The 26,579-nt window shown below is 65.3% G+C and carries 29 protein-coding genes and 1 pseudogene; 13 read left to right on the top strand and 17 right to left on the bottom strand.

The window, feature by feature from the left end; translation table 11 throughout:
• Positions 1-2: 2 nt before the first annotated feature.
• The 5 genes and pseudogenes from BM275_RS11835 to BM275_RS11815 form a co-directional block, all read right to left on the bottom strand.
• Positions 3-977: a copper resistance protein B gene (locus BM275_RS11835; RefSeq protein ID WP_046618703.1), complete on the bottom strand. Its 975-nt coding sequence runs from the start codon at positions 975-977 to the stop codon at positions 3-5.
• Positions 967-1,287, bottom strand: coding sequence for a hypothetical protein (locus BM275_RS11830; RefSeq protein WP_044314887.1), 321 nt, complete (start codon positions 1,285-1,287; stop codon positions 967-969). Before BM275_RS11830 ends, BM275_RS11835 begins: the two co-directional genes overlap by 11 nt.
• Before the next feature lie 11 nt (positions 1,288-1,298).
• Positions 1,299-3,097 (bottom strand): annotated as a pseudogene (locus BM275_RS11825) (copper resistance system multicopper oxidase).
• Positions 3,098-3,306: 209 nt separating this feature from the next.
• Positions 3,307-3,753 (bottom strand): DUF411 domain-containing protein, encoded by a 447-nt coding sequence (locus BM275_RS11820; RefSeq protein ID WP_044315681.1) that lies wholly within the window; start codon positions 3,751-3,753, stop codon positions 3,307-3,309.
• 20 nt (positions 3,754-3,773) lie between these two features.
• Positions 3,774-4,031 (bottom strand): heavy-metal-associated domain-containing protein, encoded by a 258-nt coding sequence (locus BM275_RS11815; RefSeq protein ID WP_044315680.1) that lies wholly within the window; start codon positions 4,029-4,031, stop codon positions 3,774-3,776.
• A 212-nt stretch (positions 4,032-4,243) separates the two neighbouring features.
• Here BM275_RS11815 and BM275_RS11810 point away from each other — a divergent pair, with 212 nt between their 5' ends.
• A complete protein-coding gene (locus BM275_RS11810; RefSeq protein ID WP_046618700.1) occupies positions 4,244-4,927 on the top strand; it encodes a heavy metal response regulator transcription factor in 684 nt (227 codons plus the stop codon).
• Entirely contained in the window at positions 4,924-6,288 is a 1,365-nt protein-coding gene (locus BM275_RS11805) for a heavy metal sensor histidine kinase (protein ID WP_090521275.1), read from the top strand. Before BM275_RS11810 ends, BM275_RS11805 begins: the two co-directional genes overlap by 4 nt.
• An 8-nt stretch (positions 6,289-6,296) precedes the next feature.
• Here BM275_RS11805 and BM275_RS11800 read toward each other — a convergent pair whose 3' ends face one another.
• Both BM275_RS11800 and BM275_RS11795 read right to left on the bottom strand, forming a co-directional pair.
• A complete protein-coding gene (locus tag BM275_RS11800; RefSeq protein ID WP_090521273.1) occupies positions 6,297-7,619 on the bottom strand; it encodes a sensor histidine kinase in 1,323 nt (440 codons plus the stop codon).
• Complete coding sequence (locus tag BM275_RS11795) at positions 7,616-8,293, bottom strand: response regulator (protein WP_023446765.1); 678 nt, start codon at positions 8,291-8,293, stop codon at positions 7,616-7,618. Before BM275_RS11795 ends, BM275_RS11800 begins: the two co-directional genes overlap by 4 nt.
• Before the next feature lie 138 nt (positions 8,294-8,431).
• On the opposite strand from BM275_RS11795, the gene dsbD reads away from it, so the two are divergent.
• From dsbD to dsbG, 3 genes are read left to right on the top strand one after another with little or no spacing between them, the layout of a single operon-like run.
• On the top strand, positions 8,432-10,165 hold the full coding sequence (gene dsbD / locus BM275_RS11790) for a protein-disulfide reductase DsbD (protein WP_090521270.1): 1,734 nt from the start codon (positions 8,432-8,434) through the stop codon (positions 10,163-10,165).
• Complete coding sequence (locus tag BM275_RS11785) at positions 10,165-10,980, top strand: TlpA disulfide reductase family protein (protein ID WP_090521268.1); 816 nt, start codon at positions 10,165-10,167, stop codon at positions 10,978-10,980. The genes dsbD and BM275_RS11785 overlap by 1 nt, the downstream gene beginning before the upstream one ends.
• Complete coding sequence (gene dsbG / locus BM275_RS11780; protein ID WP_090521265.1) at positions 10,977-11,744, top strand: thiol:disulfide interchange protein DsbG; 768 nt, start codon at positions 10,977-10,979, stop codon at positions 11,742-11,744. The genes BM275_RS11785 and dsbG overlap by 4 nt, the downstream gene beginning before the upstream one ends.
• Positions 11,745-11,856: 112 nt before the next feature.
• Here dsbG and BM275_RS11775 read toward each other — a convergent pair whose 3' ends face one another.
• From BM275_RS11775 to ytfE, 4 genes are all read right to left on the bottom strand, one after another.
• Positions 11,857-12,048, bottom strand: coding sequence for a hypothetical protein (locus tag BM275_RS11775; protein WP_041014511.1), 192 nt, complete (start codon positions 12,046-12,048; stop codon positions 11,857-11,859).
• A gap of 68 nt (positions 12,049-12,116) precedes the next feature.
• On the bottom strand, positions 12,117-12,800 hold the full coding sequence (locus BM275_RS11770; protein WP_003299699.1) for a Crp/Fnr family transcriptional regulator: 684 nt from the start codon (positions 12,798-12,800) through the stop codon (positions 12,117-12,119).
• 134 nt (positions 12,801-12,934) lie between these two features.
• Complete coding sequence (locus tag BM275_RS11765; RefSeq protein WP_090521262.1) at positions 12,935-13,450, bottom strand: DnrO protein; 516 nt, start codon at positions 13,448-13,450, stop codon at positions 12,935-12,937.
• On the bottom strand, positions 13,447-14,166 hold the full coding sequence (gene ytfE / locus BM275_RS11760; protein ID WP_041014509.1) for an iron-sulfur cluster repair protein YtfE: 720 nt from the start codon (positions 14,164-14,166) through the stop codon (positions 13,447-13,449). The genes BM275_RS11765 and ytfE overlap by 4 nt, the downstream gene beginning before the upstream one ends.
• A 145-nt stretch (positions 14,167-14,311) precedes the next feature.
• Between ytfE and norR the strand changes: the two genes are divergently transcribed.
• The 5 genes from norR to ubiT all read left to right on the top strand — a co-directional run bounded on the left by norR (position 14,312) and on the right by ubiT (position 18,711).
• The gene (norR, locus tag BM275_RS11755) at positions 14,312-15,838 is read left to right on the top strand and encodes a nitric oxide reductase transcriptional regulator NorR (protein WP_041014508.1); all 1,527 of its coding nucleotides are present in this window, start codon (positions 14,312-14,314) and stop codon (positions 15,836-15,838) included.
• Positions 15,839-15,910: 72 nt separating this feature from the next.
• Complete coding sequence (locus BM275_RS11750) at positions 15,911-16,120, top strand: hypothetical protein (RefSeq protein WP_003299695.1); 210 nt, start codon at positions 15,911-15,913, stop codon at positions 16,118-16,120.
• Between the two features lie 202 nt (positions 16,121-16,322).
• Entirely contained in the window at positions 16,323-17,318 is a 996-nt protein-coding gene (gene ubiU, locus BM275_RS11745) for a ubiquinone anaerobic biosynthesis protein UbiU (RefSeq protein ID WP_003299693.1), read from the top strand.
• A gap of 14 nt (positions 17,319-17,332) precedes the next feature.
• Positions 17,333-18,223: a U32 family peptidase gene (locus tag BM275_RS11740; RefSeq protein WP_041014507.1), complete on the top strand. Its 891-nt coding sequence runs from the start codon at positions 17,333-17,335 to the stop codon at positions 18,221-18,223.
• Entirely contained in the window at positions 18,217-18,711 is a 495-nt protein-coding gene (gene ubiT, locus BM275_RS11735; protein WP_003279700.1) for a ubiquinone anaerobic biosynthesis accessory factor UbiT, read from the top strand. Before BM275_RS11740 ends, ubiT begins: the two co-directional genes overlap by 7 nt.
• A gap of 159 nt (positions 18,712-18,870) precedes the next feature.
• Here the strand turns inward: ubiT and BM275_RS11730 are convergent, their stop codons facing one another.
• A complete protein-coding gene (locus BM275_RS11730) occupies positions 18,871-19,257 on the bottom strand; it encodes a putative zinc-binding protein (RefSeq protein ID WP_003299688.1) in 387 nt (128 codons plus the stop codon).
• Positions 19,258-19,356: 99 nt separating this feature from the next.
• On the bottom strand, positions 19,357-20,034 hold the full coding sequence (locus BM275_RS11725; RefSeq protein WP_003299686.1) for a Crp/Fnr family transcriptional regulator: 678 nt from the start codon (positions 20,032-20,034) through the stop codon (positions 19,357-19,359).
• A gap of 230 nt (positions 20,035-20,264) precedes the next feature.
• Between BM275_RS11725 and BM275_RS11720 the strand changes: the two genes are divergently transcribed.
• From BM275_RS11720 to BM275_RS11710, 3 genes are all read left to right on the top strand, one after another.
• Positions 20,265-22,283 carry a ribonucleoside triphosphate reductase gene (locus BM275_RS11720; RefSeq protein ID WP_041014506.1) on the top strand — a complete coding sequence of 673 codons (2,019 nt, stop codon included), beginning with the start codon at positions 20,265-20,267 and terminating at the stop codon, positions 22,281-22,283.
• Between the two features lie 74 nt (positions 22,284-22,357).
• Positions 22,358-22,513, top strand: coding sequence for an anaerobic ribonucleoside-triphosphate reductase (gene nrdD / locus BM275_RS11715; protein WP_041014505.1), 156 nt, complete (start codon positions 22,358-22,360; stop codon positions 22,511-22,513).
• Positions 22,510-23,205, top strand: a complete 696-nt coding sequence (locus BM275_RS11710; RefSeq protein WP_041014504.1) for an anaerobic ribonucleoside-triphosphate reductase activating protein — start codon at positions 22,510-22,512, stop codon at positions 23,203-23,205. The genes nrdD and BM275_RS11710 overlap by 4 nt, the downstream gene beginning before the upstream one ends.
• A gap of 49 nt (positions 23,206-23,254) precedes the next feature.
• Here BM275_RS11710 and BM275_RS11705 read toward each other — a convergent pair whose 3' ends face one another.
• The 4 genes from BM275_RS11705 to BM275_RS11690 are packed head-to-tail and all read right to left on the bottom strand — an operon-like array spanning position 23,255 to position 26,379.
• A complete protein-coding gene (locus BM275_RS11705; RefSeq protein WP_041014503.1) occupies positions 23,255-24,631 on the bottom strand; it encodes a 4Fe-4S binding protein in 1,377 nt (458 codons plus the stop codon).
• On the bottom strand, positions 24,628-25,485 hold the full coding sequence (locus BM275_RS11700; protein WP_041014502.1) for an FTR1 family iron permease: 858 nt from the start codon (positions 25,483-25,485) through the stop codon (positions 24,628-24,630). Before BM275_RS11700 ends, BM275_RS11705 begins: the two co-directional genes overlap by 4 nt.
• A gap of 22 nt (positions 25,486-25,507) precedes the next feature.
• Complete coding sequence (locus BM275_RS11695; RefSeq protein ID WP_041014501.1) at positions 25,508-25,846, bottom strand: cupredoxin domain-containing protein; 339 nt, start codon at positions 25,844-25,846, stop codon at positions 25,508-25,510.
• The gene (locus BM275_RS11690; RefSeq protein WP_014820933.1) at positions 25,846-26,379 is read right to left on the bottom strand and encodes an iron transporter; all 534 of its coding nucleotides are present in this window, start codon (positions 26,377-26,379) and stop codon (positions 25,846-25,848) included. Before BM275_RS11690 ends, BM275_RS11695 begins: the two co-directional genes overlap by 1 nt.
• Between the last annotated feature and the right edge of the window lie 200 nt (positions 26,380-26,579).

Genomic DNA, 26,579 nt, shown 5'->3' with positions numbered 1-26,579 from the left:
CCTCAGAACCAGAAGCGAATACCGGCTACCAGCTTCGCCTCGCTGACGTCTTCGTCATCGGCACGCAGCAGGTCAGCGGTATTGCCGTAGGCACGGCCCCAGCTGACGCCGACATAAGGCGCGAACTGACGACTTATCTCGTAACGCAGGCGCAGACCGACACTGGCGTCGCTGAGACCGGAGCCGACGCCGCGCGCCTGGTCGTTGCGCCCGTGCAGGTTCAGCTCCGCGGTGGGCTGCAGTACCCAGCGCTGGGTCAGCAGGATGTCGTATTCAGCCTCCAGGCGCAGCGCGCTCTGGCCGCCCTCGCCAAGGAAAGCCGTGGCTTCGGTTTCCAGACCGAACAGTGGCATGCCCTGCACGCCAAAGGCGGCCCAGGTCTGTGGCGAACCAGGCTTGAAGTCCTGGCGCACGCCGGCGACGGTTTCCCACCAGGGGCCGATGGCGTGGCTCCAGAGCAGCTGCAGTTCGGCCTCCTCGGTGTGGCCATTGGTGCGCTCACCCTCGGAGCGGAAGGCGAGGCGGTCGATATCGCCGCCATACCAGCCGGAAAGGTCCCAGGCCAGCGTGCTGCCTTCATCGGCGTCCTGCCATTCCAGCTGATCGGCGAGGAACAGAAAATTGCTGCCGCCCTGATGCATAGAATGAGGCGGCAGGTCGGGAAATGCCGCGGCGCGGTCAGCATCGCTGATCGTAGGAATTGGCGTGCGCGGCTCCTGTCCGGTGCCGACGCCGGTGACCGGCGGGTGAGCCATTGAACTGTGATCCATGCTGCTGTGATCGCGATGATCCATGCCGCCTTGGTTCACAGGCTCATGGTTCATCTGGCTGTGACCCATCTGCCCAGGATCCATCTGGCTGTGGTCCGCTGGCGCAGCGTGCCCGGCGTGTCCGGAATGATCCATGGCCTGCTGCGCCTGGCTCGCCGTCGCAGCCAGTGCGAGGGCGATGGCGACCGGCAGTGTCTTAATGATCATGCGGCTTGCCTTGTTCGGCGCCCTTTGGCAGGTCGTTCTGCATCTTTCCGTTGCCCATGCTGCCGTGGTCCATGTGGTCGGAACCCATGTGCTGGTCGTGCATGTCCTGCATCTTGTCGTGGTCCATGCCCTGCATCATGTCGCCCTGCTTTTGTCCGGGCTTGGGCTGGCTGGCCTGCGGCGCGGCCTGTTCGGCTGGCGCGTTGGCGGGATGATGACCGTCCTGCTCGCTTTGCGCGTAGGCGGCGTTGAGGCTGAGAGCGGCGGCCAGGCCGAAGGCGAGCAGGGCGGTGCGCTTGATTGTTTTCATGGTTTTCTCCGTCATTCTTCTACGCGGACTTCGCGGAACATCCCGAGGTCCATGTGCATCAGCATGTGGCAGTGATAGGCCCAGCGCCCGAGGGCGTCGGCGGTGACGCGATAGCTGCGTTTCGAACCCGGTGGCATGTCGATGGTGTGCTTGCGCACCTGGAAATTGCCGTGTTCGTCCTCCAGATCGCTCCACAGCCCGTGCAGGTGGATGGGGTGGTGCATCATGGTGTCGTTGACCAGCACGAAGCGCACCCGCTCGCCGTATCTGAGGCGGATCGGCTCGGCGTCGGCGAAGGGGATGCCGTCGAACGACCAGGCGAAGCGCTCCATGTGTCCGGTCAGGTGCAGTTCGATGGTGCGCGTCGGCTCACGGCCGTCCGGATCGGCGAAGGTGCTGCGCAGGTCGGCGTAGGTCAGCACGCGCCGGCCGTTGTCGCGCAGGCCGATGCCGGGATCGTCCAGCTTGGACACCGGCATCATGGTCTGCATGTCCACCAGCGGGTTGTCGGTTTCGCTTGCCGGATGCGTCTGCATGCCGCCGCCGGACGAGCCGTGGCCCATGGTCGCGTGGTCCATCTGGCCATTCATCTCATTCTGATTCATCGCGCCGTGATTCATGTCGCCATGCCCGGCGTGAGGATCGTCGCTCGGCGCAGGCGCAGCAGCCTGGCCGTGGGCGGCATGATCACCGTGGCCCATGTCCTCCATGCTCAGTTCTGGGCGCGGATCGGGCTCGGGCACCGGCGCCTGCAAGCCATCGCGCACTGCCAGCGTGCCGCGGGCATAGCCGCTGCGGTCCATGGCCTGGGCGAACAGGGTGTAGGCGTTCTGGCTGCCGTCCGGCTCGACGATCACGTCGAGGGTTTCCGCCACGGCCAGGCGCACTTCGTCCACCTGCACCGGTTTGACGTTCTGCCCGTCGGCGGCGACCACGGTGAGCTTGAGACCGGGGATGCGGAAGTCGAAATAACTCATCGCCGAGCCGTTGATCAGGCGCAGGCGGATGCGCTCGCCTGGCTGAAACAGGCCGGTCCAGTTGCCGTCCGGCGCCTGGCCGTTGAGCAGGTAGGTGTAGGTGGCACCGCTGATATCGGCCAGATCGGTCGGCGACATGTTCATCTTCGCCCAGGCCCAGCGCTTGCTGACGGTGTCACTCCAGCCGTTGTCGGCGACGTCATTGATGAAATCGCCAAGCGTGCGGCGGCCCCGGTTGTAGTAGTCCGAGCGCTTCTTCAGCTTGGCCAGCACCCGTGCCGGGCTTTCGTCGGTCCAGTCGGAAAGGAACACCACATAGTCGCGATCGTAGCTGAAAGGCTCCGGCTCCTTGGGATCGATGATCAGCGCGCCATAGACGCCTAGCTGTTCCTGAAAACCGGAGTGGCTGTGGTACCAGTAGGTGCCGCTCTGGACGACCTTGAAGCGGTATTCGTACATGCCATCCGGCGCGATGCCGGCGAAGCTGAAGCCGGTAAGCCGTCCATGTTGGCCGGCAGCAGGATGCCGTGCCAATGGATGGAAGTGTCGTGGGGTAGCCGGTTGCGCACGCGCAGGGTCACGGTGTCGCCCTCGCGCCAGCGCAACAATGGGCCGGGGATGCTGCCGTTGATGGCCATGGCAGTGCGGCGCTTGCCGGTGAAGTCCACGCTCATGGAATCAATGGTGAGGTCGAACTCGGTGCCGCTGAGCACCGTCGGCTGACCTGGGCTGGTCAGCGCCCAGACGGGCTGTTGCCACAGCCCGAGGCCAGCGACGGCGCCGCCGGCAGCCAGGCTTTTGACGAAGGTGCGCCGAGAACTGGTCAATTGCATGCGGGTCCTGTTCGGTCGATCGAATTGTTGGTTTGCCGCCGCGCAGGCGCGACGTTGCAACGCTTGTGACAAGCACCATAGCGCGGTGCATCTGTCAGCGACCTGAAGCGAAAATTACGATTTTGTCAGCTGGCAGCGTGGCCAGCCCCAATCGGGCTGGCCCTGCCGGAGATGCCGAACGGCATCGCCTGTCCTGATGGCAGCGCGGCTTAGCGAACCGGTTGCGCGCCGAGGTAGTCGCCGAGCACCAGATCGCGGCCCTTGGTGGTCAGGCCGATCACCTGGTACTGCTGGTGCGGCTGGCCATAATCCATGCCCGGCGAGCCCGCCGGCATGCCCGGTACGGCAACACCGGCGAGATCGTCGCGCTTCTTCAGCTCATGAATCGCCGCAACCGGAACGTGGCCTTCGACGAACTTGCCGTCAATCACACCGGTGTGGCATGAGCCCAGGCGAGGCGCGACACCCAGCTTCTGCTTGACCGCCGACATGTTGCTTTCGACGTGATCGCGCACCTCGAAACCGTTGGCCTCCAGGTACTTGATCCAGTCCTTGCAGCAGCCGCAGTTGGCATCGCGATGCACATCGATGACGTCCGCGGCGTGGGCCATGCCGGACATCAGCAGAGCGGCGAGTGCGGTGAGGTAGAGTTTCATGGGCTTCTCCAGAGCGATGTTCAGTTGCAGCCGCAACCGCATCCGGTTTTGCGGGGCGTCGGGGCAGGCGAGTCGGTGGTGACCTCGGCAGGGTAACCGGCTTCGTCGAGTGCGGCGATCAGCTCCGCGCTATCGGCCGTGCCGTCTATCCGGGCGACCCCGGCGGCCAGATCGACCTCGACGCGCTCGACACCCGCCAAGGGCTGTAGTGCCGCGGTTACATGCCGGACGCACGCGCCGCAGGTCATGCCGGATACCTTGAGTTGAATGCTGGTCATGGGATGGTCCTCGGTTAGCCAGTCTGGTAGCACTGGTTTGATGCTCAACCTTGACGCGATGGCAAGGTCAAGCCTCATTTTTCTGAGTACCACGCTAACCCCGGCGGCCTGACAAGAGGCTGATCGAAAGATTACTTTTTTGTCAGCTTCGTGGCGTCCCAGCTGCGGGCACTGCCACACTTGCGGCGTCGCCACCGAAGGAACTCGCCGCCATGAAATTGCTGGTCGCTGAAGACGAACCGAAAACCGGCATGTACCTGCAGCAGGGGCTGAGCGAGGCCGGCTTCACCGTCGACCGTGTTACCAGCGGAACCGACGCGCTGCAGCATGTGCTGAGTACGCCCTATGACCTGCTGATTCTCGACGTGATGATGCCGGGCCTGGATGGCTGGGAAGTGTTGCGCCTGGTGCGGGCGTCGGGCAACGAGGTGCCGGTGCTGTTTCTGACCGCGCGCGATCGCGTCGAGGATCGCGTCAAGGGGCTGGAGCTGGGCGCCGACGATTATCTGGTCAAGCCGTTCGCTTTCTCCGAGCTGCTGGCGCGCGTGCGCACCCTGCTGCGACGAGGCAACGCGGCGGCCTTGCAGACCCAGTTGAAGATCGCCGATCTGGAGGTCGATCTGCTCAAGCGCCGCGCGGTGCGGGCCGGCCAGCGTATTGACCTGACTGCCAAGGAATTCACCCTGCTGGAACTGCTGTTGCGTCGGCGCGGCGAGGTGCTGCCCAAGTCGCTGATCGCTTCGCAGGTGTGGGACATGAATTTCGACAGTGACACCAACGTCATCGAGGTGGCGATCCGTCGCTTGCGTGTGAAGATCGACGATGGCTTCGAGCCCAAGCTGATCCACACCGCACGGGGCATGGGTTACATGCTCGACGAGCCGGACGCGCCATGAAGCGGCTGTCGCTGACCGCGCGGCTGAGCCTGATGTTCATGCTGGCGGTGACCGGCGTGTTGGCCGCCGCCGGTTACTTCTTCAGCCAGCTCAGCGAGCATCACTTCGACGAACTGGACCGCCATACGCTGCACGAAAAGCTCGAGGCAAGCCGACGCCTGCTGGGGGAGCTGGACGACCTGCAGAACTTCGAGCGCGTTCGCCCACAGCTGCAGGTGCTGCTCGGTGGGCACAGCGAGATGCGCGGTTTCATTTTCGATGAACGCGGTGCACAGCTGTTTCCTCAGCCGGGCGTTGATGAAGCGGAGCCGCCGCTGCTCGATCTGATCGGCCGGGAGGCGGGGGAACTGACGCTGGACGGGCGCGTCTGGCGTGGCGAGGCCGGGCATGTCGAGATCGGCGCACAGCGGCTGACCTTGCTAATCCTGCTCGATGTCACCGCACACAAGGCCTTCTTTCACACCTTCAGCGGCTGGCTGTGGGCGGCACTGGTGCTTTGTGCGCTGCTCAGCGGGTTGCTCGGCTGGCTGCTGGTGCGCAGCGGCTTGCGATCCTTGCGCGAGGTGACCCAGGTGGCCGCCTCCGTCTCGGCCAAGTCGCTGCGCGAGCGCATCCCCGACGAGTCGACGCCGGCGGAACTGCAACAGCTGGTGCAGGCCTTCAACGCCATGCTGGCGCGACTGGAGGACGCCTTCGTGCGGTTGTCGAACTTCTCCGCCGACATCGCCCACGAGCTGCGCACACCGCTGAGCAACCTGATGACTCACACCGAGGTGGCGCTGACCCGCGCGCGCACGCTGGATCAGTACCAGGACAACCTGCATTCGAATCTGGAGGAGCTGCAGCGCATGTCGCGGATGATCGACGACATGCTGTTTCTCGCCAAGGCGGATAACGGGCTGATCGTGCCGGACGCCAAGCCCGTCGCGCTGGAGGCGTTGTGCGCGCAGCTGCTGGACTACTACCAGCTTTCGGCCGACGAGCGTGGGGTGCGCTTCGAGCTGTCCGGTGCCGGCACCATCCAGGGCGACCTGTCGATGCTGCGCCGGGCGCTGTCGAACCTGCTGTCCAATGCGCTGCGCTACACCCCCGACGGCGAGCGCATCCGGGTGGCCATCGAGCGCGGCGCGGGTCAGGTGACGCTTGAGGTGAGCAATCCCGGCGCGACCATCGCGCCTGAGCATCTGGAGCGGCTGTTCGACCGCTTCTACCGGGTCGACCCCGCGCGCCGCGAAGGCTGCCCGAGCAATGCCGGTCTGGGCCTGGCGATTACTCGTTCGATCGTTCAGGCCCATCAGGGCCGTATCCATTGCAGTTCCGCGCAGGGCTGGACGTCCTTCCGCCTGGAATTCCCTGGCTAAGCGCGTGCTCAGCGCTGCAACGGCACCGTCAGCGATACGCGCAGGCCGTCGGCCTGGCTGTCGAAGGCGAGGGTGCAGTCGCAGCGTTGCGCGATCGCCTGGACAATGGCCAGGCCCAGGCCGCTGCCACTGCTGGTGGCGTGTCGCCAGAAGCGGCGGGTCAGGTGCTGAAGATGCTCGGCCGCGATGCCCGGGCCCTGGTCGCGTACTTCGAAGCGTACTCGCTCGGCTTCAGGCTGCAGGGTCAGCGTGACGGCGCTGCCCGGCGCGGTGTGGCGCTGGGCATTCTCCAGCAGGTTGCGCAGCGCGGCGATGGCCAGCACCGGCGGCATGGCCAGCGGCGTGTCGGGCAGGTCCACCGGGACCTGCAACAGGATTGGCGCGCCGTCACCGCCACTGGCGTCCTGAATCGCCAGTCGCGCGACCTCGGCGGCCGTGCACTGCAGGCCATCGTCGAAATCCAGACTGCCTTCTACCCGGGCCAGCAACAGCAACTGCTCGAGCGTGCGCTGCAGGCGGTCGGCGCCGGCCTCTGCGTTCGCCAGCGCCTGTTCGGCGGCGGCGCCTTCGGTCATGCGTGCTACCTGCAGGTGGGTCTTGATCGCCGTCAGCGGGCTGCGCAGTTCGTGGGCGGCGTCGCCTGTCAGCCGGCGTTCGCGTTCGATGGCCTGGGCGATGCGCTGGAACAGCTGGTTCTGCGTCTGCACCAGCGGCAGCAGCTCCGGCGGCAGGCCTTCGACCGGCAAGGGTTCGAGGGAGTCGGCGCTGCGTCGAGTCAGTGCCTCGCGAATCCGCCGCACTGGCGCCAGCCCTCGGCCCAGGCCAAGCCAGAGCAGACCCAGGCTGCCGAGCAGGGCGACCGCCACCGGCAGCGCCGCCGCCAGCAACACCGAGCGTTTCAGCGCGGCACGTTCATCCAGGCGGTCGGCCGTGGTGATGCGCAGCTCGCCTTGCACCAGGGTGAAGCTGCGCCAGGGCACGCCGTCGATCAACTGGTCGCGAAAGCCGTTCTGCTCGGCGTCCAGCTGCTGGTCGGGCGCACTGTGGCTACGCGCCAGCACCTCGCCACGCAGCGAGCTGACCTGGCAGGCCAGGCCGTTGGGGATGCCCAGTTGCTCGGCGCTCAAACGCTGCGGCGGGCCGTCGCCGGGCACCGGCTGCGGCAACTGCACCAGCAGACCGGCGACCATGCGCGCCGAGGCCGCCAGGCGCTGGTCGAGCGAGAGCATCATCTGGCTGCGCAGATCGACCAGCATCCAGGTCGCAGCCAATGCCCAGAGCAGCACGAAGGCCGAGCCGAGCATCAGGGTCAGGCGCAGACGCAGGCTCATGGCGCGTCCTCGTCGCCTGCGAGGCCGAGGCGATAGCCGAGGCCTCGGACGGTTTCGACGATGCCGCTGCCGAGCTTGCGGCGCAGATGGTGGATATGCACGTTCAGCGCGTTGCTCTCGACGTCGTCGGCAAAACCGTAGACCGCGTCCTTGAGCTGCTCGCTGCTGAGCACCCGGCCCTGGTTGTTGAGCAGCGCCTGCAGCAGTGCCTGTTCGCGGCGCGACAGGTCGACGAGGCGGCCGTCCAGGCGTGCTTCGCAGCGGCTCGGGTCGTAGCTCAACCGGCCATGTTCGATGAGGTTGACGCTGCGGCCGGACATGCGCCGCATCAGCGTGTGCAGGCGCGCGGCCAGCTCGCGCAGGTCGAACGGCTTGAGCAGGTAGTCGTCGGCACCCGCCTGCAGGCCGGTGACCCGGTCGCTGACCGCATCGCGCGCGGTGAGCACCAGCACCGGTAGTTCCAGGCCCTGTTGGCGCAGGCGTCGCAGCAGGGTGATGCCGTCTTCGTCGGGCAGGCCGAGGTCGAGGATCAGCACATCGAAGTGCGCCGCACGCAGCAGGGCTTCGGCATCCGCCGCGGTCGCAGCATGGTCGACGATCAAGCCCTGGGCATTGAGCCCGGCGACGATGCCGCTGGCGATCAGTACATCGTCTTCGGCAAGCAGCACGTGCATGGGTAGGGTCCGCAGAAAAAGCTCAAGGGTGGACCTTAGCGATTAAGGCAGCGTTATGCAGCCCGTACCACGGTGTTAATGGCGCGTTAATCCCGTCGCGGCATGCTGCGCGGCAGTCATTTCTCGGCCAGGACTCTCATGCGCATATTGGTTCTTCTGCTGTTTCTGTTGGCGCCCGGATTGGCGCTGCCGGCCGGTGGGCTGTTTGGCGGCAACTCGCAGGATGATTTTCTGCCGGTGGACGAGGCGTTCGCGCTGACGGTCAGCCCGCAGGAGAACGGCGCGACGCGGCTGCACTGGCGGATCGCACCGGGCTATTACCTCTATCAGCAGCGCCTGAAGTTCGACGGCCTGCCGCCGGAGCGTCAGCCGCCGCTGCCCGAGGGGGAGCCCTACAGCGACGAGTTCTTCGGCGATTCGCAGATCTACCGCGACAGTCTCGAACTGACCATCCCGGCGGGCGCGGAGAACAGTGTGCGTCTCGGCTGGCAGGGCTGCGCCGATGCCGGGCTCTGCTATCCGCCGCAGACCCGCGAGGTGTCGTTGACTGGCAACGGCACGGAGGCAGCGCCTGAGCTGGCTGAGGATCAGGCGCTGGTCAGCGGCCTCGAAAGTCAGGCACTGGCCTGGAGCCTGCTGGTCTTCTTCGGCCTCGGCTTGCTGCTGGCCTTCACCCCCTGTTCGCTGCCGATGCTGCCGATCCTGGCGGGCATCGTGGTCGGCAGCGGCGCCACCTCGCGCCGTGGTTTTGCCCTGGCGTCGGCGTACGTGGTCAGCATGGCGCTGGTCTACGCCGGGCTCGGTGTACTGGCGGCGCTGCTCGGCGCCAACCTGCAGGCGGCGCTGCAGCAGCCCTGGCTGCTGACCAGTTTCGCCGTGCTGTTCGTGTTGCTGGCGCTGCCGATGTTCGGTTTGTTCGAGCTGCAATTGCCGGTGGCGCTGCGTGATCGTCTGCAGCGTGTCGGTGATCGCCAGCGCGGGGGCAGCCTCGCCGGGGCTGGCGCGCTGGGCGTGCTCTCCGGCCTGCTGGTCGGCCCCTGCATGACCGCACCGCTGGCCGCCGCGCTGCTGTTCATCGCACAGAGCGGCAGTGCGCTGCAGGGTGGCTTGGTGCTGTTCGCGCTGGGCCTGGGCATCGGCACGCCGTTGCTGTTGCTGGTGACGGTCGGCCAGCGCTTTCTGCCCAAGCCGGGCGCCTGGATGGATCGGGTCAAGGTGGTGTTCGGCTTTCTCTTCCTCGCGGCAGCGCTGTTCGTTGCGCGTCCGCTGCTGGCCGACTGGCTGTGGCTGGGCCTGTCGGGGGCGTTGTTGGTGGTGCTCGCCACCGCATTGCTGAATGTGGCGCAGGCAGTGCAACGCCAACGCGTGCTCTGTCAGGCCAGCGGCATTTTGCTGGGCCTGTGGGGCGCCGCGATGCTGCTCGGTGCCGCCGGCGGTGCGGACGATCCACGCCGGCCGCTGGCGATCTATGCCGGCGGTGGGGCGGGTGCCATCTCCGCCGAAGCTCACGCGTTCGGTTTCAGCGATCCGTCCGTGCTGGATCGTGAGCTGGCAGCGGCCAAAGCGCAGGGCCAGTGGGTGCTGATCGATTACTACGCCGACTGGTGCGTCTCCTGTAAGGTCATGGAGAAGGAGGTCTTTGGCAATGCCGAGGTGCAGGCGAGCCTGGACGGCGTGCGCGTGCTGCGCCCCGACGTGACCCGCAGCGACGCCGCCAGCCGCGAATTGCTGGACCGTTACCAGGTGCTCGGCCCGCCGACGCTGCTGTGGATCGGCCCGGATGGCGCCGAGCGCCGCGAACGTCGCATCACCGGTGAGGTCGGTGCCAAGGACTTTCTGCAGAACTGGAACCAGACCCGGGAGCGAGGTTGATGCTGACTGTGAATATCGGGCCGCTGGCCCTGGCGGTGCCCCATGTATTGCTGCTGGGCAGCCTGCTGCTGGCGACCCTGACCGGCTGGTGGGTCGGCCGCCGCAGCGAGCGCAACCCGGAGCGGCAGCTGTTTCGCCTGCTGCTGGTGGCGCTGTTCGTGGCTCGCCTGGCCTTTGTCACGCTGTACTGGGCGTACTACCGAGATGACTGGCTAAGCGTCATCGATATCCGTGACGGTGGCTTCATCGCCTGGCCTGGGCTGGTCGCTGCGCTGGCGTTGGGCATCTGGTGGGGCTGGCGTGACCGCGAGCTGCGCAAGCCGCTGGGCATCGCGCTGACGGTGGGAATCCTCAGCTGGGGCTTCAGTAACCTGGCCTGGCACTCCTTCGAGCAGGGCACGCGGCTGCCGGAAATGGCCCTGCGCGACAACCAGGGTCGCCCGGTGGCGCTGGAGGATTATTCCGGTCAGCCGCTGGTGATCAATCTGTGGGCGACCTGGTGCCCGCCGTGCCGCCGCGAAATGCCGGTGCTGGCCGACGCGCAGGCGAGGGAAAGCGACACCCTGTTTCTCTTCGTCAATCAGGGCGAGGGGGAGGGGGAGATCAACCGCTTCCTGGAAACCTCAGGGCTGAGTCTCGATAACGTCCTGCTCGACAGTGGCGGGCGTCTCGGCCAGCACGTGGGCTCCACGGCACTGCCGACCACGCTGTTCTACAACGCCGATGGCCGCCAGGTCAGCAGCCATCTTGGTGAACTCTCGCACGCCAGCCTGGCGCGCGCGCTGGAAAAACTGAAAGAGGAAGCTGCGCAGTGATTCGATTCAAGCCGTTACCCTACCTGCTGGCCGGCGTCAGCCTGCTGGCCCTGCCCATGGCGCAGGCCGAGGAATTGCCGGAGGCGATCAAGGCCGTCGAGGCGCGTGGCGCCGAGGTCGTCGGCCGTTTCGAGGCACCCGGCGGGCTCAAGGGCTATGCCGCGCGTTACAACGGGCAGGGCATGGCGCTGTATCTCACCCCGGATGGCGAGCACGTGCTGATCGGTAGCCTGCTCGATGCAAAAGGCGATGACCTGACCCGCGCGCACCTGGAGAAGCTGGTCTACGAACCGCTGGGCAAGGAAATGTGGACGCGCATGGAGAACAGCACCTGGATCGCCGACGGCAAGGCCGACGCGCCGCGCATCATCTACATGTTCAGCGACCCGAACTGTCCGTACTGCAACATGTTCTGGAAGCAGGCACGGCCCTGGGTCGAGTCCGGCAAGGTGCAGTTGCGGCACATCATGGTCGGCATGCTGCGCGCCGACAGTGCCGGCAAGTCCGCCGCGTTGCTCAGCGCCAAGGATCCGCAGGCAGCGCTCAACGAGCACGAGGCGGCCGGCAAGGCGAGCAAGCTGAAGCCGTTGCAGAAGATCCCGGCAGCTCTGGAGAAACAGCTCACCGACAACCTGATGCTGATGAGCGAACTGGGCGCCCAGGCGACTCCGGCGATCTTCTATCTCGACGACAACGACCGCCTGCAGCAGCACCAGGGTGCGCCGCAGCCGGATGCGCTGGCGCAGATCATGGGGCCACGCTGAAGGATTGCTGCGGGTGGTCGCTGAGCTGTTTCGCGGCACATCCGCTTCAGCACGGGGCGGCGTTTCACTGCGAAGCGACTATCCGCTGTAGACATCATTGGGTGGGGCGCCATCAGAACAGATGGCGCGGCAGCCAGACGATCATCACCGCGCAGAAGATGCTGAGACCAATGCAGAACCACAGGAAGCGCCGCTGCCGGCGCTCCGGGGCGCTGTCGGCGTGTTCCGGCAGCGGCATGCCGCAGTTGCCGCATTCGGCTTGCTTCGGCGGGTTGTCCTGCTGGCAGTACAGGCATCTGGGCATGGCGGCGCTCCTCTCGGTCGGTAAAGCCTGACACGGCGGAAAATCCGCGGGCTTTGACGACGATCAACTCACTCGAACTGCTCGAGTCGCTGGCGATCGAGGATGGCGATCTGCCGGCCTTCCTGGGTGATGATGCTCTCGTCGATCAGTCGACGAATGATCCGCGAGAACGTCTCCGGCTGGATCGACAGGTGCCCGGCCACCAGCTGCTTGGCCATCGGTAGTTCGAAGCTGTTGCTGCCGTCCTTCACTCGCGCCAGTTGCGTCAGCAGATAGCGCACCACGCGGTGGGTGGCGTTCTTCAGCGACAGCGTTTCGATCTCGTTGATGCGCTGGTGCAGGCGCACGCAGAGCTTGCCGAGCAGGGCGAAGGTGAGGCGCTGGTTCGCTTCCAGCAGGCGCATGTAGGCCGCGTTGGAGAACCGGTAGACCTGCGACGGGCAGACCGCCTGGGCCGAGGCCACGTAGTTGGGCGTGTCCATCAGCATCATGGCTTCGGCAAAGGTCTGGCGGTTGCCGATGACCTCGAAGACCTTCTCCTGGCCGTCGGGCGTCAGGCGGTAGACCTTAACCGCACCGGAGATGACGAAGTAGAAGTTGTGTGCCGGCTCGCCCTGGTGGAACAGGTTGTCACCCTTGTCGAGGTTGAGCAGTTGGCTGGCATTGAGCAGTTCTTCCATCTGCTCTTCATTCAACGGTTCGAACAGGTGGTGGCTGCGGAGAATCTGGTGGTGTACGCGGTGAAGCACCATGCAAGGCGTCCTGTTTCAATTGAACAACAACAAACGTCGGCCTTCAGCCTAGCGCATGTGATGGGCGATGACGCAGGTTAGAAGTTGATGACGGTCATGATCTGGCCATACGCGGCTCAGTACCGCGTAGGCGATCAGTGCAGATGCGCGATGAATCCTTCACGCCATACCGGCTCGGCAAACAGCTGCGGATAACGTTCCAGTGCCTCGAAAATGCGCTGCAGGCCCTGTTCACGCTGCTCGGCGTCGGACAGCGCCTCGGCGCCCTTGAGCAGGTCGATCAACAGGCCATGCAGCGCATTGTCAGCGGCTTCCGGCAACTTGCAGTTGGCGATGAGATAGCTGGTCGCCGCTTCGATGTCGCGTTGCAGCGCGGCCGCCGACTCGTCACTGACCGGCTGGCCGGGGGCACTTGGCATGCTGCGTTGTACGACTTCGTGGATACGGGTCATGCCTTCGCGCAGAGCGGCGTCGGTGGCCCAGCGCTCGCCTGGCGTAGCTTGGGCGGCGACGGGCGTTGGGTGGCTGTGATCGTGTGCAGTGGCCGCCTGCGCCGTGCCGACGGCCATGCTCAGGGCGAAGCTGCTGGCCAGGGCGACGACCGAGGCCATTGCCACGCCCCAGGCGATAGGTTGCAGATACTGTTTCATGGTTGAGCCACCTCAATACGTTGTACGCCTTCATCGCTCGCTGTCGGCGCGGTCATTTCCGCGTTACGGAACAGCACGTTGTTCTCCAGGTGGATGTGCTGCATCAGGTCGCTGCGCATCTCCTCCAGCCCGCGATACAACGCGCGCCAGGTATTGCATGCGTTGGCCGGCGGGGTGATGTCGTTGGTCAGCGCTGCCAACTGTTCCAGGGCATTGCCGTGCTCCTGATGCTCGTAGCGCATTACCGAGATCGGCCCCTGTGCCTGCGGGAAGCGCATGCCGCGCTGCAGCATCGGGAAGAGAATCTGTTCCTCCTTCAGCATGTGGCTTTCCAGCTCCTGCTGCATGTGCCACAGGTGTTCGGCGAGACCGTTGGGGCATTCGGGGCGGCTGCCATGGACCTGCTCGACCCGGCTGGCCAGGCGAATCAGCTCCGGGAACTGGTCGCGATGCCGCTCATGGAAGCGCGCCAGGATGTATTCGATCAGCTGGCCAGCGGGCTCGGCGCGCCAGTCCTTCTCGGACTCTTCCGGCTCGAGGGCGAGCAGTGCGTCGGCGATGATGTGCGGATCGACATCGATTCGCGCCGCGGCCTCGCTCAGCGGCAGGTCGCCACCGCAGCAGAAGTCCAGGCGGAACTGGCGGAATACCCGGGTGGCACCCGGCACCGAACATGCGAGATTGCCGAGGGTCTGGTCGATTAGGTCGGTGGTCATGGCAGTGGTCCTGATGGATATGACCCGTCCATCGCAACAGCCGTGCCAGGCGCCGACACCGCGGAAACTGGCGGCTGCGACACGCTGCTGGTGGAAATTACCCGAAGCGGTTATGGTTCGAAAAACCATGAGGGTATCCAGCACCATGATGGCTGACGCACTGCTTGCCGACCTGACCACCGAACTGCCCAACGCGGTGCGCCTGCAACGTCTGGTGCACACCCTGCACCAGCACTTTCGCTGCGGTGCCGTCGTGCTGTTGCGCCTCGACGAGGACAGCCTGCGGCCACTGGCGGCGGTAGGGCTGGTGCAGGAGGCGCTGGGCCGGCGCTTCGTCGTAGCGCAGCATCCGCGTCTGGCGGCGATCCTCTCCCAGCGCGAGCCGACCTGGTTCGAGCCCGACAGCCGCCTGCCGGACCCCTATGACGGTTTGCTCGACGAGCACATCGGCGAGCCGTTGCCGGTGCATGACTGCATGGGCGTCAGCCTCTACGTCGAAGGCAAGCTGTGGGGTGCGCTGACGCTGGATGCGCTGCATGCCGGCACCTTTGGCGATGACGCCCGCTGCGACCTGCAGCGCTACACACTGGTGATCGAGGCCGCGGTGCGGGTTACCCGGCTGGAGCATGAGAATCGCGGTCTGCGCCTGGCGCGTAGCGACGTAATGGAAGCCGCACTCGATCATGGTGATGGCGAAATTCTCGGTCAGAGCGATGTGATCCGCGAACTGCTGCGCGAATTGCAGGTGGTGGCCGATTCCGAATTGCCAGTGCTGCTGCTGGGCGAGACCGGTGTCGGCAAGGAGCTGTTCGCGCGCTGGCTGCATCGGCATTCGCGGCGGCGCAACAAGCCGCTGGTGCACGTCAACTGCGCGGCACTGCCGGAATCCCTGGCCGAGAGCGAACTGTTCGGCCACGTCAAAGGCGCGTTCTCCGGTGCCACCACCGATCGGCCCGGTCGTTTCGACGCCGCCAATGGCGGCACGCTGCTGCTCGACGAGGTTGGCGAGCTGCCGCTGACGGTGCAGGCCAAGCTGCTGCGCACCTTGCAGAATGGCGAGATCCAGCGCCTCGGTGCGGACAAACCGCGCCAGGTCGATGTGCGCATCATCGCCGCGACCAACCGCAACCTGCGCGAAAGCGTGCGTGACGGGCATTTTCGCGCCGATCTCTATCACCGGCTGTCGGTCTATCCGGCGCCGATTCCACCCTTGCGCGAGCGTGGCAACGACGTGCTGATCCTCGCCGGGCACTTCCTCGAACTCAATCGCGCGCGGCTGGGGCTGCGCAGCATGCGACTGTCGCCGGCCGCCGAGCGCGCTCTGCTGGCCTATTCCTGGCCGGGCAACGTGCGCGAGCTGGAGCATGTGGTCAGCCGCGCGGCGCTGCGCCTGCTCAGCCGTGGCGCGTCGCGCAGCGAGATCCTGACGCTGGAGCCCGATCTGCTGGACCTGGACAGCCATGCTGTCGGTGCGGTCGCGGCGCAGGTAGCCGATGAGCCGGTAGTCGCCGACGAGGTGCTGCCGCTGCGCTACACCGTCGATGCTGCCCAGCGCCAGGCCATCGTCCGGGCGCTGGAGGCCAGCGGCGAGAACTGGGCGCAAGCCGCCCGTCTGCTGGATGTCGACCCGAGCAACCTGCACAAGCTGGCGCGACGGCTGAAGCTCAAGTAGCGCCCGTCGGCCGGCGAGAGTCGCAGACGACCTGCCATGGTCTAACCTCATAACACAACCGAGGAGAGCTCCATGGCACTGGACCAGAACGAATTCGAAGCGCTGTTGAGCGAGGCGCAGGCCTTCGCCGAACGCGCCGCCAGCGAAAACAATCCGCTGCACTATCGCGACGCCTTCGCTGCGAGCCTGAAGGCCATACGCCTGCTTGGTGAGGAGTCCGGCGCGTGGCGGCAGATGGTCGCCCGTGCCACCGAGGAATTCGAGGGCGACGAGGGCATTTGAGGCAATTGCTCGCCAGCCATGGCACAGCTGGCGCGCACCTTCCGCTGCATTTCGTCGCAGTCGCGACGTCCGAGCAAACTTGACCCCTATCAATGCTGGCCAATGGTCAGCTGCCTAGACTGCCGGCTGTTTTCCGTTCAGCCGAACGACCGCCACGCCATCGGTGCGTGGCGCGCATGTACCCGAATGTCTAGGAGTTGTCATGCACCTGGTCTGCCCGGCAGGAAGCCTGCCCGCGCTCAAGGCCGCCGTCCAGCAGGGCGCCGATGCCATTTATGTCGGATTTCGCGACGACACCAACGCCCGCCATTTCGCCGGCCTCAATCTCGATGAAAAGCAGCTCGACAAGGGTCTGCAGCTGATCCGCGAGAAGGGCCGGCAGCTGTATATCGCCGTCAACACCTATGCCCAGCCGGACGGCTGGAATCGCTGGCAGCGCGCCGTGGATCAGGCCGCCGACATGGGCGTGGATGCGCTGATCGCGGCCGACCCCGGCGTGCTCGGCTATGCCAGCAAGCGCCATCCCAAACTCAATCTGCATCTGTCGGTGCAGGGGTCGGCTACCAATGCCGCCGCGCTGGGCTTCTATCAGCAGCGCTACGGCATCAGCCGCGCTGTGCTGCCGCGGGTGCTTTCGCTCAAGCAGGTCAAGCAGGTCGCGGCGAGCAGCCCGGTGCCGATCGAAGTGTTCGCCTTTGGCAGCCTGTGCATCATGGCCGAGGGTCGTTGCCATCTGTCTTCGTACCTTACCGGCGAATCACCCAATCTCTGTGGCGTCTGCTCGCCGGCCAAGGCGGTGCGCTGGAGCGAGGAGCCGGAAGGGCTGACCTCGCGCCTCAACAACGTACTGATCGACCGCTACGCCGAAGGCGAATCGGCTGGTTACCCGACGCTGTGCAAAGGGCGCTTCATGGTCAATGGTCAGCGCTTCCACGCGCTCGAAGAACCCACCAGCCTGAACACCCTGGATCTGATCCCCGAGCTTTCCGCCATCGGCGTCACCGCGATGAAGATCGAGGGCCGCCAGCGCAGCCCGGCCTATGTCGAGCAGGTCACTCGGGTCTGGCGCGCGGCGCTGGACAGCTATCTCAAGGCGCCGCAGCGCTACGCGGTCGAACCCGGCTGGCGGCAGGTGCTGGACGGTCTCTCCGAAGGCTCGCAAACCACCCTGGGTGCCTACCATCGGGCCTGGCAATGAACGAGGAGTCACCCATGAAACTTTCTCTGGGCCCGGTGCTGTTCTACTGGGATCGCCAGCAGACGCTGGACTTCTACGCCAACATGGCCAGCCAGCCGCTGGATGTTATCTACCTCGGCGAAACCGTTTGCTCCAAGCGCCGCGCGCTGATGCTCGACGACTGGCTTGGTCTGGCCCGCGATCTGGCTGAAGCCTCCTCGGCGCAGCTGGTGCTGTCCGGCCTGACCCTGGTCGAAGCCGCTTCCGAGCTATCCAGCCTGCGCCGCCTGTGTGACAACGGCGAGCTGCTGGTGGAAGCCAATGACATGGGCGCGGTGCAGCTGATGTCCGAGCGCAAGCTGCCCTTCGTTGGCGGCCCGGCGCTGAACCTATACAACGGCCACGCCCTGGCCGAGCTGGTGGCCAGCGGCATGACCCGCTGGGTGCCGCCGGTGGAAGCCTCCGGCAAGCTGATCAAGAGTGCCCGCGCGCAACTGCAGGAGCTGGGCGTGGCACTGCCGGAAATCGAGATATTCGCCTATGGTCATCTGCCACTGGCCTATTCGGCGCGCTGCTTCACCGCCCGTGCCGAGAACCGGCCGAAGGACGACTGCCAGTTCTGCTGCCAGAACTATCCCGAGGGCATTCCGCTGCTGAGCCAGGAGGGTGAGGCGCTGTTCACGATCAACGGTATCCAGACCATGTCTGCAGCGGTCAGCAACCTGCTCGCCGACTACGCGGGTCTGGTCGACAGCGGTGCCGATCTGCTGCGCCTGAGCCCGCGCGCTGCCGGTATGGACGAGGTGGTCGCTGCCTTCGATGCGGTGCGCAAGGGCGCGCTGCCGCCGCTGGCGGTGGACGGTTGCAATGGGTATTGGCATGGCCAGCCGGGCATGCTGCGCGCCGAGGAGGCCGGATTATGCTGAATCCACGTGCCCATCTGGTGAATCTCGGCGGGCGGCTGTTGCCGCTTGCGGCCAAGACGCCATTCCTGCTCCAGCGCCTTGCGCTGGAGCGCAGCCTCAATCAGGTATTCGCCGAAGCACTGAGCGACGGCGCCTTTGACGTGCTTGACGGCCACTGGATGAAGCTCGAAGTCGCCGACCTCGGCCTTGCCTGGTGCCTGACCTGCGAGCGCGAGCAGCTGCGCATTGCGGCGCAGGCACCGGTGGAGGTGACCATTCGCGGCAACTGGCGCGAGTTCCTGCTGTTGGCCAGCCGTCAGGAAGACCCGGATACGCTGTTCTTCCGCCGCCGGCTGGTTATCGAGGGTGATACCGAGCTGGGCCTGGCGATCAAGAATCTGATCGACAGTCTCGACCCCGACACGCTGCCGAGCTGGCTGTGGAAACTGCTGCAGGGTGCCGGCGAGGAGGTGGCGGCGGCCGGCCGGGCACAGGCGGCCAGAGCCTGACCGATTGTTCCGCCCGCAGCCGTCGCAAACTGCCTGCGCCTGCAAGGCTCAGGCTGGCGGACCGCCCCGGCGCGGCGCAGCAGTGCGGGGGGCGCAGGGCGCGCTACCCGCTGGAACGAACTGTTCCGCGATTCCAGCGACACGCTCAGTCCGTGGGTTTCAGGCCGTGCGCAACTGCATCCGGTCACTGGCGATAATGTCTTTCATGTCATCGAACAGCGCGCTGATCTCCTCCTCGCTGCAGTCTTCCCGATAGCGCTTGCGCAAGCCGTAGCTGCTGAGGGTGATGTGCACGTCGGGTGTCACGCCGTGCTGCGCGAGGCAGGCGCGGGCGCAATGCATCGGGCAGCCGTCGATGGCGAGAATGGGGCGGCCGGAGTTGGCTTTCTTCACCAGCGCTGCAACGCGCCCGCCGACGCCGGCGATGCAGGACATTTCCGCCAGCCCGGCGCGATCGAGACGCACCGCCAGGGTGTTGGCCAGCTGCGCGACATTCGAACAACCGGAGCATGAATAGACCAGGGGCGCAGGCGTTGTGGTGATCATCGCGTTTTCCTGACGGTGGCGTGGCGCGGGTCATTTTCCAAGGCGCGCCGGCGACTGGCTTTGACAGCAATCAAGAACACTGGGGCGTTCTGCCGCAGGTCACTCGTCATAGGCGGCGAGCTTGCGGTTGTCGAGAATCTCGATGCGTCGCCGCTGGACCGATATGGTTCCGGCGTCGATCAGCCGATGCAGGATGCGCGAGAAGGTTTCCGGCTGAATGCCCAGTTTCGACGCGATCAAGCGTTTCGGCACATCGAGCACCACCACGCCGCTGTCGTCCTGCTGCGATTGCGCGAGAAAGCGCACCACGCGATGGCTGGCGTTGGCCAGGGTGAGGGTGTCGATCTCGGTCATACGCTGGTGCAGACGAATGCTCAGGGTGGCGAGGATGTCTAGGCAGATATCCGGGTGCTGCTCGAGAATTCGCCGGTAATGCGGCCCGTTCAGGCTCGCCACCAGGCTGGCCTTTAGCGCGGTGGCGCTGACCGGATAGCTCGGCGTGCCCTTGAACAACAGCGCTTCGGCGAACGATTCACCGGCACGCATCACTTCCACCAGCTTCTCCTGCCCGTCGCAGACTACGCGGTGCAGCTTGATCTGGCCGCTGAAGAGGAAATAGAAGCGGTCGGCCTTATCGCCCTGATGAAACAGCGAGGCCCCCGCAGGCAGGCGCTTCAGGTTGGCAGAGGTGCACACCTCCTGTAACGCCGCCTCGGGCAGTCGGCTGAACAGATGGTGGCGGCGCAATTCCGCGACCAGGGTTTTTTCAGTGAGCATGTGTCCTCCCCCGGATTGAACCGGGTTTATCAGCCTGCATCCTAGGAGTCCGGTGTCCGCCGCTTCCTTGATCACGGACAAGAGTGTCGGCCATGAGCCGTCGGCGCCGTCGGGCGATCACTTGCCTGTGCTTGACGATGATCAATTCGGTAATGAGGTTCCACCTCTAAAGTCACACCATATTGTGTTTCTTGCGAATAAATTCACTACATATGGTTATGGAGGCGTTGATGCCCAGGCAGGCAGAGGTGGCGAAACCGGTTTCACTGCGCAAGCGCGATGGCCGACTGGCGGCGTTCGAAGTGGACAAGATCGAGCGCGCCATCGCGGCGGCGGGCGCGGCGACCGGCGAGTTCGAGTTGGCAGTGGCGCAGGCATTGGCCCAGGCCGTTCGTCAGCAACTGGCCCATCGCACGGCGGTGGAGGTGGAGCAGGTGCAGGACGGCGTCGAGCGTGCCCTGATGGCAGCCGGCTACTTCGATACCGCCCGGGCCTACATTGTCTACCGCGAACGCCATGCGCGTCTGCGCCGAGATCGCAAGGTGGTGGTCGAGGTCGCCGCCTCGATGAACGAATACCTCTCCCGCGAAGACTGGCGGGTGCGCGCTAACGCCAACCAGGGCTACTCACTCGGCGGGCTGATCCTCAACGTGTCTGGCAAGGTCACCGCCAACTACTGGCTGGACGAGGTCTACAGCCCGGAGATCGGCACGGCGCATCGCGAAGGTGATCTGCATATCCATGACCTGGACATGCTCGCCGGCTATTGCGCTGGCTGGTCACTGCGGACCCTGCTCAATGAGGGCTTCAACGGGATTCCGGGGCGGGTTGAGGCCAGCCCGCCCAAGCATCTGTCCAGCGCGCTGGGGCAGATGGTCAATTTTCTCGGCACGCTGCAGAACGAGTGGGCCGGCGCGCAGGCATTCAGCAGCTTCGATACCTACCTTGCACCGTTCGTGCGCAAGGACAACCTTGGCTTCGCCGAAATCCGCCAGGCCATTCAGGAGTTCATCTACAACCTCAACGTGCCGTCGCGCTGGGGCACGCAGACCCCGTTCACCAACCTGACCTTCGACTGGGTCTGCCCGGAAGATCTGCGCGAGCAAATCCCCTACATCGGCGGCGAGGAGATGCCCTTCGCCTACGGCGAGCTGCAGGCCGAGATGGAGCTGATCAACCGTGCCTATATAGAAGTGATGCAGGCCGGTGACGGCCTCGGCCGGGTTTTCACCTTCCCGATCCCGACCTACAACATCACCCACGATTTTCCCTGGGACAGCGAGAACGCCGAGCGCCTGTTCGAGATGACCGCGCGCTACGGGCTGCCGTACTTCCAGAACTTCCTCAATTCGGACATGCAGCCGAACCAGGTGCGTTCGATGTGCTGCCGCCTGCAGCTGGACGTGCGCGAGCTGCTCAAGCGCGGTGGCGGGCTGTTCGGTTCTGCCGAGCAGACCGGTTCGCTGGGCGTGGTGACGGTGAACTGTGCACGCCTGGGCTATCTCTTGCGCGGTGACAAGGCGGCGCTGCTCGAGCAATTGGATGCGCTGCTGGACATGGCGCGGCAGAGTCTGGAGGTCAAGCGCAAGGTCATCCAGCACCATATGGATGCCGGGCTCTACCCCTACACCAAGCGTTATCTGGGCACACTGCGCAATCACTTCTCCACCATCGGGGTGAACGGTCTGCACGAGATGGTGCGCAATTTCACCGACGACACCGAGGGGCTGCAGACCGCTGCCGGTCGCGCGCTGGCGATCGAGGTGCTCGACCACGTGCGGGCGCGGCTGGTGCAGTTCCAGGAAAACACCGGGCACCTCTACAACCTCGAGGCGACGCCGGCCGAAGGCACCACCTATCGTTTCGCCAAGGAAGACCGCAAGCGCTTCCCCGACATCCTCCAGGCGGGTTCGGCCGAGGCGCCGTACTACACCAACTCCTCGCAACTGCCGGTCGGCTTCACCGACGACCCCTTCGAGGCCTTGGAGCTGCAGGACGAGCTGCAGTGCAAGTACACCGGCGGCACCGTGCTGCACCTGTACATGGCCGAGCAGATTTCCTCGGCCGAGGCCTGCAAGAAGCTGGTACGCAATGCGCTGTCGCGCTACCGCCTGCCGTACCTGACGGTAACGCCCACCTTCTCGATCTGCCCGGTGCACGGTTATCTCGCTGGCGAGCACGAGTTCTGCCCGAAGTGCGATGAGGCGCTGCTGCACAAGCAGCAAGCCGAAGCGGCCCTGGCGGTCTGATCTGCGATCCCGTGTCACGCCGCTCCAATAGGTGCGGCGCCGCATAATCAACCCTAAGCAAAAGGAGCGTCACCATGAACCCACCCAGCCAACTGCCCCAGGACCAGCGCCAACGTTGCGAAGTCTGGACCCGCGTGATGGGCTATCACCGCCCGGTTACCGCGTTCAATCCGGGCAAGCAGTCCGAGCATCGCGAGCGCCTGCATTTCACTGAAGCAGCGGCGCGGTGACCGCAGCACTTCGCGTCGGGGGGCTGGTCCCCCTGACCACGCTGGACTTCCCAGACCATCTGGCCTGCGTGCTGTTCTGCCAGGGCTGCGGCTGGCGCTGCCGCTACTGTCACAACCCGCAGCTGATCCCCGCCTGTGGCAGTGAGGAAAAGCCATGGCCGGAGATTCTCGCCTTTCTCGAACAGCGCGTCGGCCTGCTCGAGGCGGTGGTGTTCAGCGGTGGCGAGCCGACCCTGCAGACCGCGCTGCCCGAGGCCATCGCCCAGGTGCGGGCGCTGGGCTACAAGGTCGGCCTGCACAGCGCCGGCATCAAACCGAAGTTGTTCGCCAACATCCTGCCGCTGGTGGATTGGGTCGGTTTCGACATCAAGGCGCTACCCGAGCACAGCAGCGCGATCACCGGCGTGGATGGCAGCGGCAAGGCCAACTGGAAGAGTCTCGAACACCTGCTGGAAAGCGGCGTCGAGCATGAGTGCCGGACCACCGTGCACTGGCAACTGTTCGACGCCGACATGCTGTGGGACATGGCTCAGCGCCTGCGCCGGCTGGGTGTCGAACGCTTCGCCGTGCAGTGCGTGCGCACCGCGCGCATGCTCGACGACAGCCTCGCCGAGAGCCGCGCACCCTACGATCAGCAGCGCCTGTGGGAGCGCCTGGATCGACTGTTCCCATTCTTCGTGCTGCGTGGATAGGCCGCTGCGGGGTGCCGCAACGGGCACCCCACTCAAGGCCTGATCGACCTCAGCTCCAGCCCCAGAACTGCAGCCACCAGCCATAGCCCACCAGCGCGCAACCGGCATTGACGCAGGCGAACGCCAGCAGCCGGCGCATGCCGTTGCCGCCGTGACGGCTGATCACGTTCCACGCCAGGTACAGACTCCACGCCACGGCACCGATCAGCAGCGCGGCGCGAGCCGGTTGCGCCCAGGCCAGTAGCAAGCCCTCGTAGCGCAGCAGCTTGACCGTGGTGGCGGACAGGCCGAGAAACAGCCCGGCGCCACCCAGCGGCACCAGTGCCAATGCGAGGTGCTGGAACACATTGTCGCCACGGCGCATTACCCGCACGGCGGCGCGCAGCAGTAGCCACAACGCGCCGCCGACGAGCAACGAGGCACCGAAGATGTAGGTGAGGATCACGGCGCCATCGAGCCAGGTGAAGGCATCGTTGGCCTGCGGATAGTGGGTCAGCAGCCACCAAGGCGCGTTGGCTTCCAGCGGCCAGATGATGTCGCTATCCACCAGCCATTCCGCGGCGGCCTGCTTGAGGGTGATGAACCAGGGACTGACCGTCCACTGGAAGGCGCCCATGGCCAGGCCGATCATGCCGAACAGCAACAGCGTGCTGTCCCAGTGATCGCTTTGCTGCTGGCCGCCGACGATAAGAATTTCCGAATTGGGCGAACGGGCGCTCAGCTGCACTGCACCGCGCTGGCTGCTGCATCGGCCACAGGCATGGCAATCGGCATTGCCCTGCATGCGGCGGATGTCGATAAGCGGGGCGCAGTTGGGCGTCGGCAGGTGCGGTTCACGATTTTCCAGCCAGCGCTGTTCGTCGACCTTGTAGTGCACCGGCGCCAAGCGGGCGAGCAGGGCGAACACGCCGCTGACCGGGCACAGATGGCGGCACCAGACCCGCTTGCCGCGGCCGTAGAGAAAGCCCACCAGCATTGCTGCGACGGTGGAGCCGCCGAGGATCAGCAGTGCCGCCTGGGCATAGTCATAGACGCTGATCAGCTGGCCGTAGACGGTGGTGAGGATGAAGGCGATGGTCGGCCAGCCGCTCCAGCGTACCCAGCGCGGGGTGCGTTTGTTCAGCCCGCGCCAGCTGATCCATTCGCTGAGCGAGCCTTCGGGGCAGAGCACGCCGCACCACAGACGGCCGAAGAAGATCATCGACAGCAGCACGAAGGGCCACCACAGGCCCCAGAAGATGAACTGCGCCAGTACCGTCAGGTTGTCGAGCATGCGGGCCTGGGCCGGCGGCAGATCAAGAAAGGCGGGGATCACCAGCAGCGTCAGGTAGAACCCCACCACCAGCCACTGCAGCGCGCGAATGGCTTTCGCATGCTGGCGCAGCAGGTCACCGAGTCGCGCCAGCCACGGCGCCTGGGTGATCATGCTGGCCTCGCAGCGAGCTGCACCTGTGCCCGCGGTTTGAGCCATGCCCACGCGGCGAGCCAGTAAAGGCCCAGAACTACCGCGGCGGCCAGCGAAGGCATGGCGCGATAGCCGGTGAGGCCGGCCAGGGTGCCGCCGAGCGCGCCGCCATCATCCAGCAGGGCCGAGGTATCCCAGAGCGGATCGCCGAACACCGTGTACAGCACTTCCGGCACGTCCATACCCATCAGCTGGCCGCTGAAGCGATCCAGCGCGGCCATCAGCAATGCGCCGCCGAGCAGCAGCAACATCACTTCGCTGACCTGGAAGAAACGCCGCCAGCTGAAGTAGCGGCTGCCGGCCTGCAGGGCTGCATAACTGAGCACTGCGAGGACGAAACCGAGTACACCGCCGATGACGAAGCGGGTGAGGTCCATACCCGCCTGCTGGTTACCGATGCCGTAGAGGAACACCACTGTCTCGCTGCCTTCACGACCGACGGCGAGCATGGCCAGCAGCAACAGGCCGATGCCGCTGCCCTGGCCGAGCTTTTCCGCAGCGCTGTTCTGCAGGCTGGTCTTCAGCGTGCGGCCATGCTGATGCATCCAGCCGACCATGTGCAGGATCAGCAGGCTGGCTACCAGCAGCATCGCGCACTGGAACCATTCGCCACCGCTGCCCGCCAGCCAGTCGCCGGCCTGCAGTACGCCCCAGCCCAGCGCAGCGGCCAGACCGAGGCCGGCAGCGACACCGGCCCAGAGCATGCGCAGCGCATTGCCCGCGCCTGGTTGCTGGCGCAGCCAGGCATGCAGGATGCCGATGACCAGCAGGGCCTCGACGCTTTCGCGCCAGACGATGAACATGGATTGGCCCATGGGACTCTCCTCAGAAAAGCAACTACTTGGCGACGATCTCGCCTTCGGGAAGATCCATATGGAATTCGTCGAAGAATGGATAGCGGCCCGGCTTCAGTGGGTGGATCACGACGAAGGAGGTCACCCCGGGTGACAGCACCTTCTCGACGCGTAGCGGGGTGCTCTCGAACTCGGTCGGCCCGCTGCCGGCGTTGTGCACGATGATCTTGAAGCGCTGGCGGGCAGGGACTTCGATGGTCGCTGGCTCGAAGTGGCCGTCACGTATGGTCAGCTCGTACGTCGGCAGCGCGGCCTGCGCCGGGCTCGCGAGCCCGACCAGTATCGGCAGCACGCCGAGCAGCGATTGCCCGGCGCGACGCATCAGTAGCCCCCTTTCTTGCCGATGCCGGCGTAGGTGAACTCGTACGTCAGCTCGCAGCCTTCGAACCAGGGGGCGACGCCGGTTTCCTTGTCGGTGTGGCGACCGAACATGTTGTGCCCCGAGCCTGGCGGCAGGATCTTGTAGGTCAACTGGTACTTGCCTGGGCCGAGCAGCTTGACGTTGTCACCGTAGTGCGGGCCGTCGTTTGCCACCATCGGATGGAAATCGCCTTCGACGACTTCGTCGGAACCCTTCTTGCGCAGCGTGTAGTGGATGCTCAGATATGGCACGAAGCTGCCTTCCTGCCAGCCGTTGCGGTTGTCTTCGGTGGCGCTGATATCGGCCTCGAGATGCACGTCGGACTCGGCCGCGGCACGCATCATGCCCGGTGGGTCCATTTCGACCGGCTGCAGATACACCGCGCCGACCTCCATGCCGCCGCACTGCTGCGGTTCGCCGATGGGATATTCCTTCGCCTGGGCGAGCGGGGTGAGCAGCAGGGTGGTGATGGCCAGTGTGGCGGGGATGCGCATTGGGAATTCTCCGGAAACAGAAAGGACGGAGCGAAGATTGCACTTGCGCTTCCGAATGATAATGATTCGCGTCAATTTCCCAAGAAATATTTTGTTACCGGTGTCTGAATGCAAGGCTGTATGCCGCTGCAGATGGCTATTTGCGGGCGCTGCAGGCTAACTGCGACAGGTCGTCACAGTGGCGCTTGGTGTGGGTGTGC

Source organism: Stutzerimonas kunmingensis (assembly GCF_900114065.1).
GTDB classification, from domain to species: domain Bacteria; phylum Pseudomonadota; class Gammaproteobacteria; order Pseudomonadales; family Pseudomonadaceae; genus Stutzerimonas; species Stutzerimonas kunmingensis.
Note: the sequence above shows the minus strand (reverse complement) of the source record. Positions and strands in the feature narration are given on the sequence as shown.

Excerpts from the sequence above, each read along its gene's own strand:
- BM275_RS11835 (WP_046618703.1), bottom strand. The coding sequence starts at position 977 with ATGATCATTAAGACACTGCCGGTCGCCATCGCCCTCGCACTGGCTGCG.
- BM275_RS11830 (WP_044314887.1), bottom strand. The coding sequence starts at position 1,287 with ATGAAAACAATCAAGCGCACCGCCCTGCTCGCCTTCGGCCTGGCCGCC.
- BM275_RS11820 (WP_044315681.1), bottom strand. The coding sequence starts at position 3,753 with ATGAAACTCTACCTCACCGCACTCGCCGCTCTGCTGATGTCCGGCATG.
- BM275_RS11815 (WP_044315680.1), bottom strand. The coding sequence starts at position 4,031 with ATGACCAGCATTCAACTCAAGGTATCCGGCATGACCTGCGGCGCGTGC.
- BM275_RS11810 (WP_046618700.1), top strand. The coding sequence starts at position 4,244 with ATGAAATTGCTGGTCGCTGAAGACGAACCGAAAACCGGCATGTACCTG.
- BM275_RS11805 (WP_090521275.1), top strand. The coding sequence starts at position 4,924 with ATGAAGCGGCTGTCGCTGACCGCGCGGCTGAGCCTGATGTTCATGCTG.
- BM275_RS11800 (WP_090521273.1), bottom strand. The coding sequence starts at position 7,619 with ATGAGCCTGCGTCTGCGCCTGACCCTGATGCTCGGCTCGGCCTTCGTG.
- BM275_RS11795 (WP_023446765.1), bottom strand. The coding sequence starts at position 8,293 with ATGCACGTGCTGCTTGCCGAAGACGATGTACTGATCGCCAGCGGCATC.
- dsbD (WP_090521270.1), top strand. The coding sequence starts at position 8,432 with ATGCGCATATTGGTTCTTCTGCTGTTTCTGTTGGCGCCCGGATTGGCG.
- BM275_RS11785 (WP_090521268.1), top strand. The coding sequence starts at position 10,165 with ATGCTGACTGTGAATATCGGGCCGCTGGCCCTGGCGGTGCCCCATGTA.
- BM275_RS11775 (WP_041014511.1), bottom strand. The coding sequence starts at position 12,048 with ATGCCCAGATGCCTGTACTGCCAGCAGGACAACCCGCCGAAGCAAGCC.
- BM275_RS11770 (WP_003299699.1), bottom strand. The coding sequence starts at position 12,800 with ATGGTGCTTCACCGCGTACACCACCAGATTCTCCGCAGCCACCACCTG.
- BM275_RS11765 (WP_090521262.1), bottom strand. The coding sequence starts at position 13,450 with ATGAAACAGTATCTGCAACCTATCGCCTGGGGCGTGGCAATGGCCTCG.
- ytfE (WP_041014509.1), bottom strand. The coding sequence starts at position 14,166 with ATGACCACCGACCTAATCGACCAGACCCTCGGCAATCTCGCATGTTCG.
- norR (WP_041014508.1), top strand. The coding sequence starts at position 14,312 with ATGATGGCTGACGCACTGCTTGCCGACCTGACCACCGAACTGCCCAAC.
- BM275_RS11750 (WP_003299695.1), top strand. The coding sequence starts at position 15,911 with ATGGCACTGGACCAGAACGAATTCGAAGCGCTGTTGAGCGAGGCGCAG.
- ubiU (WP_003299693.1), top strand. The coding sequence starts at position 16,323 with ATGCACCTGGTCTGCCCGGCAGGAAGCCTGCCCGCGCTCAAGGCCGCC.
- BM275_RS11740 (WP_041014507.1), top strand. The coding sequence starts at position 17,333 with ATGAAACTTTCTCTGGGCCCGGTGCTGTTCTACTGGGATCGCCAGCAG.
- ubiT (WP_003279700.1), top strand. The coding sequence starts at position 18,217 with ATGCTGAATCCACGTGCCCATCTGGTGAATCTCGGCGGGCGGCTGTTG.
- BM275_RS11730 (WP_003299688.1), bottom strand. The coding sequence starts at position 19,257 with ATGATCACCACAACGCCTGCGCCCCTGGTCTATTCATGCTCCGGTTGT.
- BM275_RS11725 (WP_003299686.1), bottom strand. The coding sequence starts at position 20,034 with ATGCTCACTGAAAAAACCCTGGTCGCGGAATTGCGCCGCCACCATCTG.
- BM275_RS11720 (WP_041014506.1), top strand. The coding sequence starts at position 20,265 with ATGCCCAGGCAGGCAGAGGTGGCGAAACCGGTTTCACTGCGCAAGCGC.
- nrdD (WP_041014505.1), top strand. The coding sequence starts at position 22,358 with ATGAACCCACCCAGCCAACTGCCCCAGGACCAGCGCCAACGTTGCGAA.
- BM275_RS11705 (WP_041014503.1), bottom strand. The coding sequence starts at position 24,631 with ATGATCACCCAGGCGCCGTGGCTGGCGCGACTCGGTGACCTGCTGCGC.
- BM275_RS11700 (WP_041014502.1), bottom strand. The coding sequence starts at position 25,485 with ATGGGCCAATCCATGTTCATCGTCTGGCGCGAAAGCGTCGAGGCCCTG.
- BM275_RS11695 (WP_041014501.1), bottom strand. The coding sequence starts at position 25,846 with ATGCGTCGCGCCGGGCAATCGCTGCTCGGCGTGCTGCCGATACTGGTC.
- BM275_RS11690 (WP_014820933.1), bottom strand. The coding sequence starts at position 26,379 with ATGCGCATCCCCGCCACACTGGCCATCACCACCCTGCTGCTCACCCCG.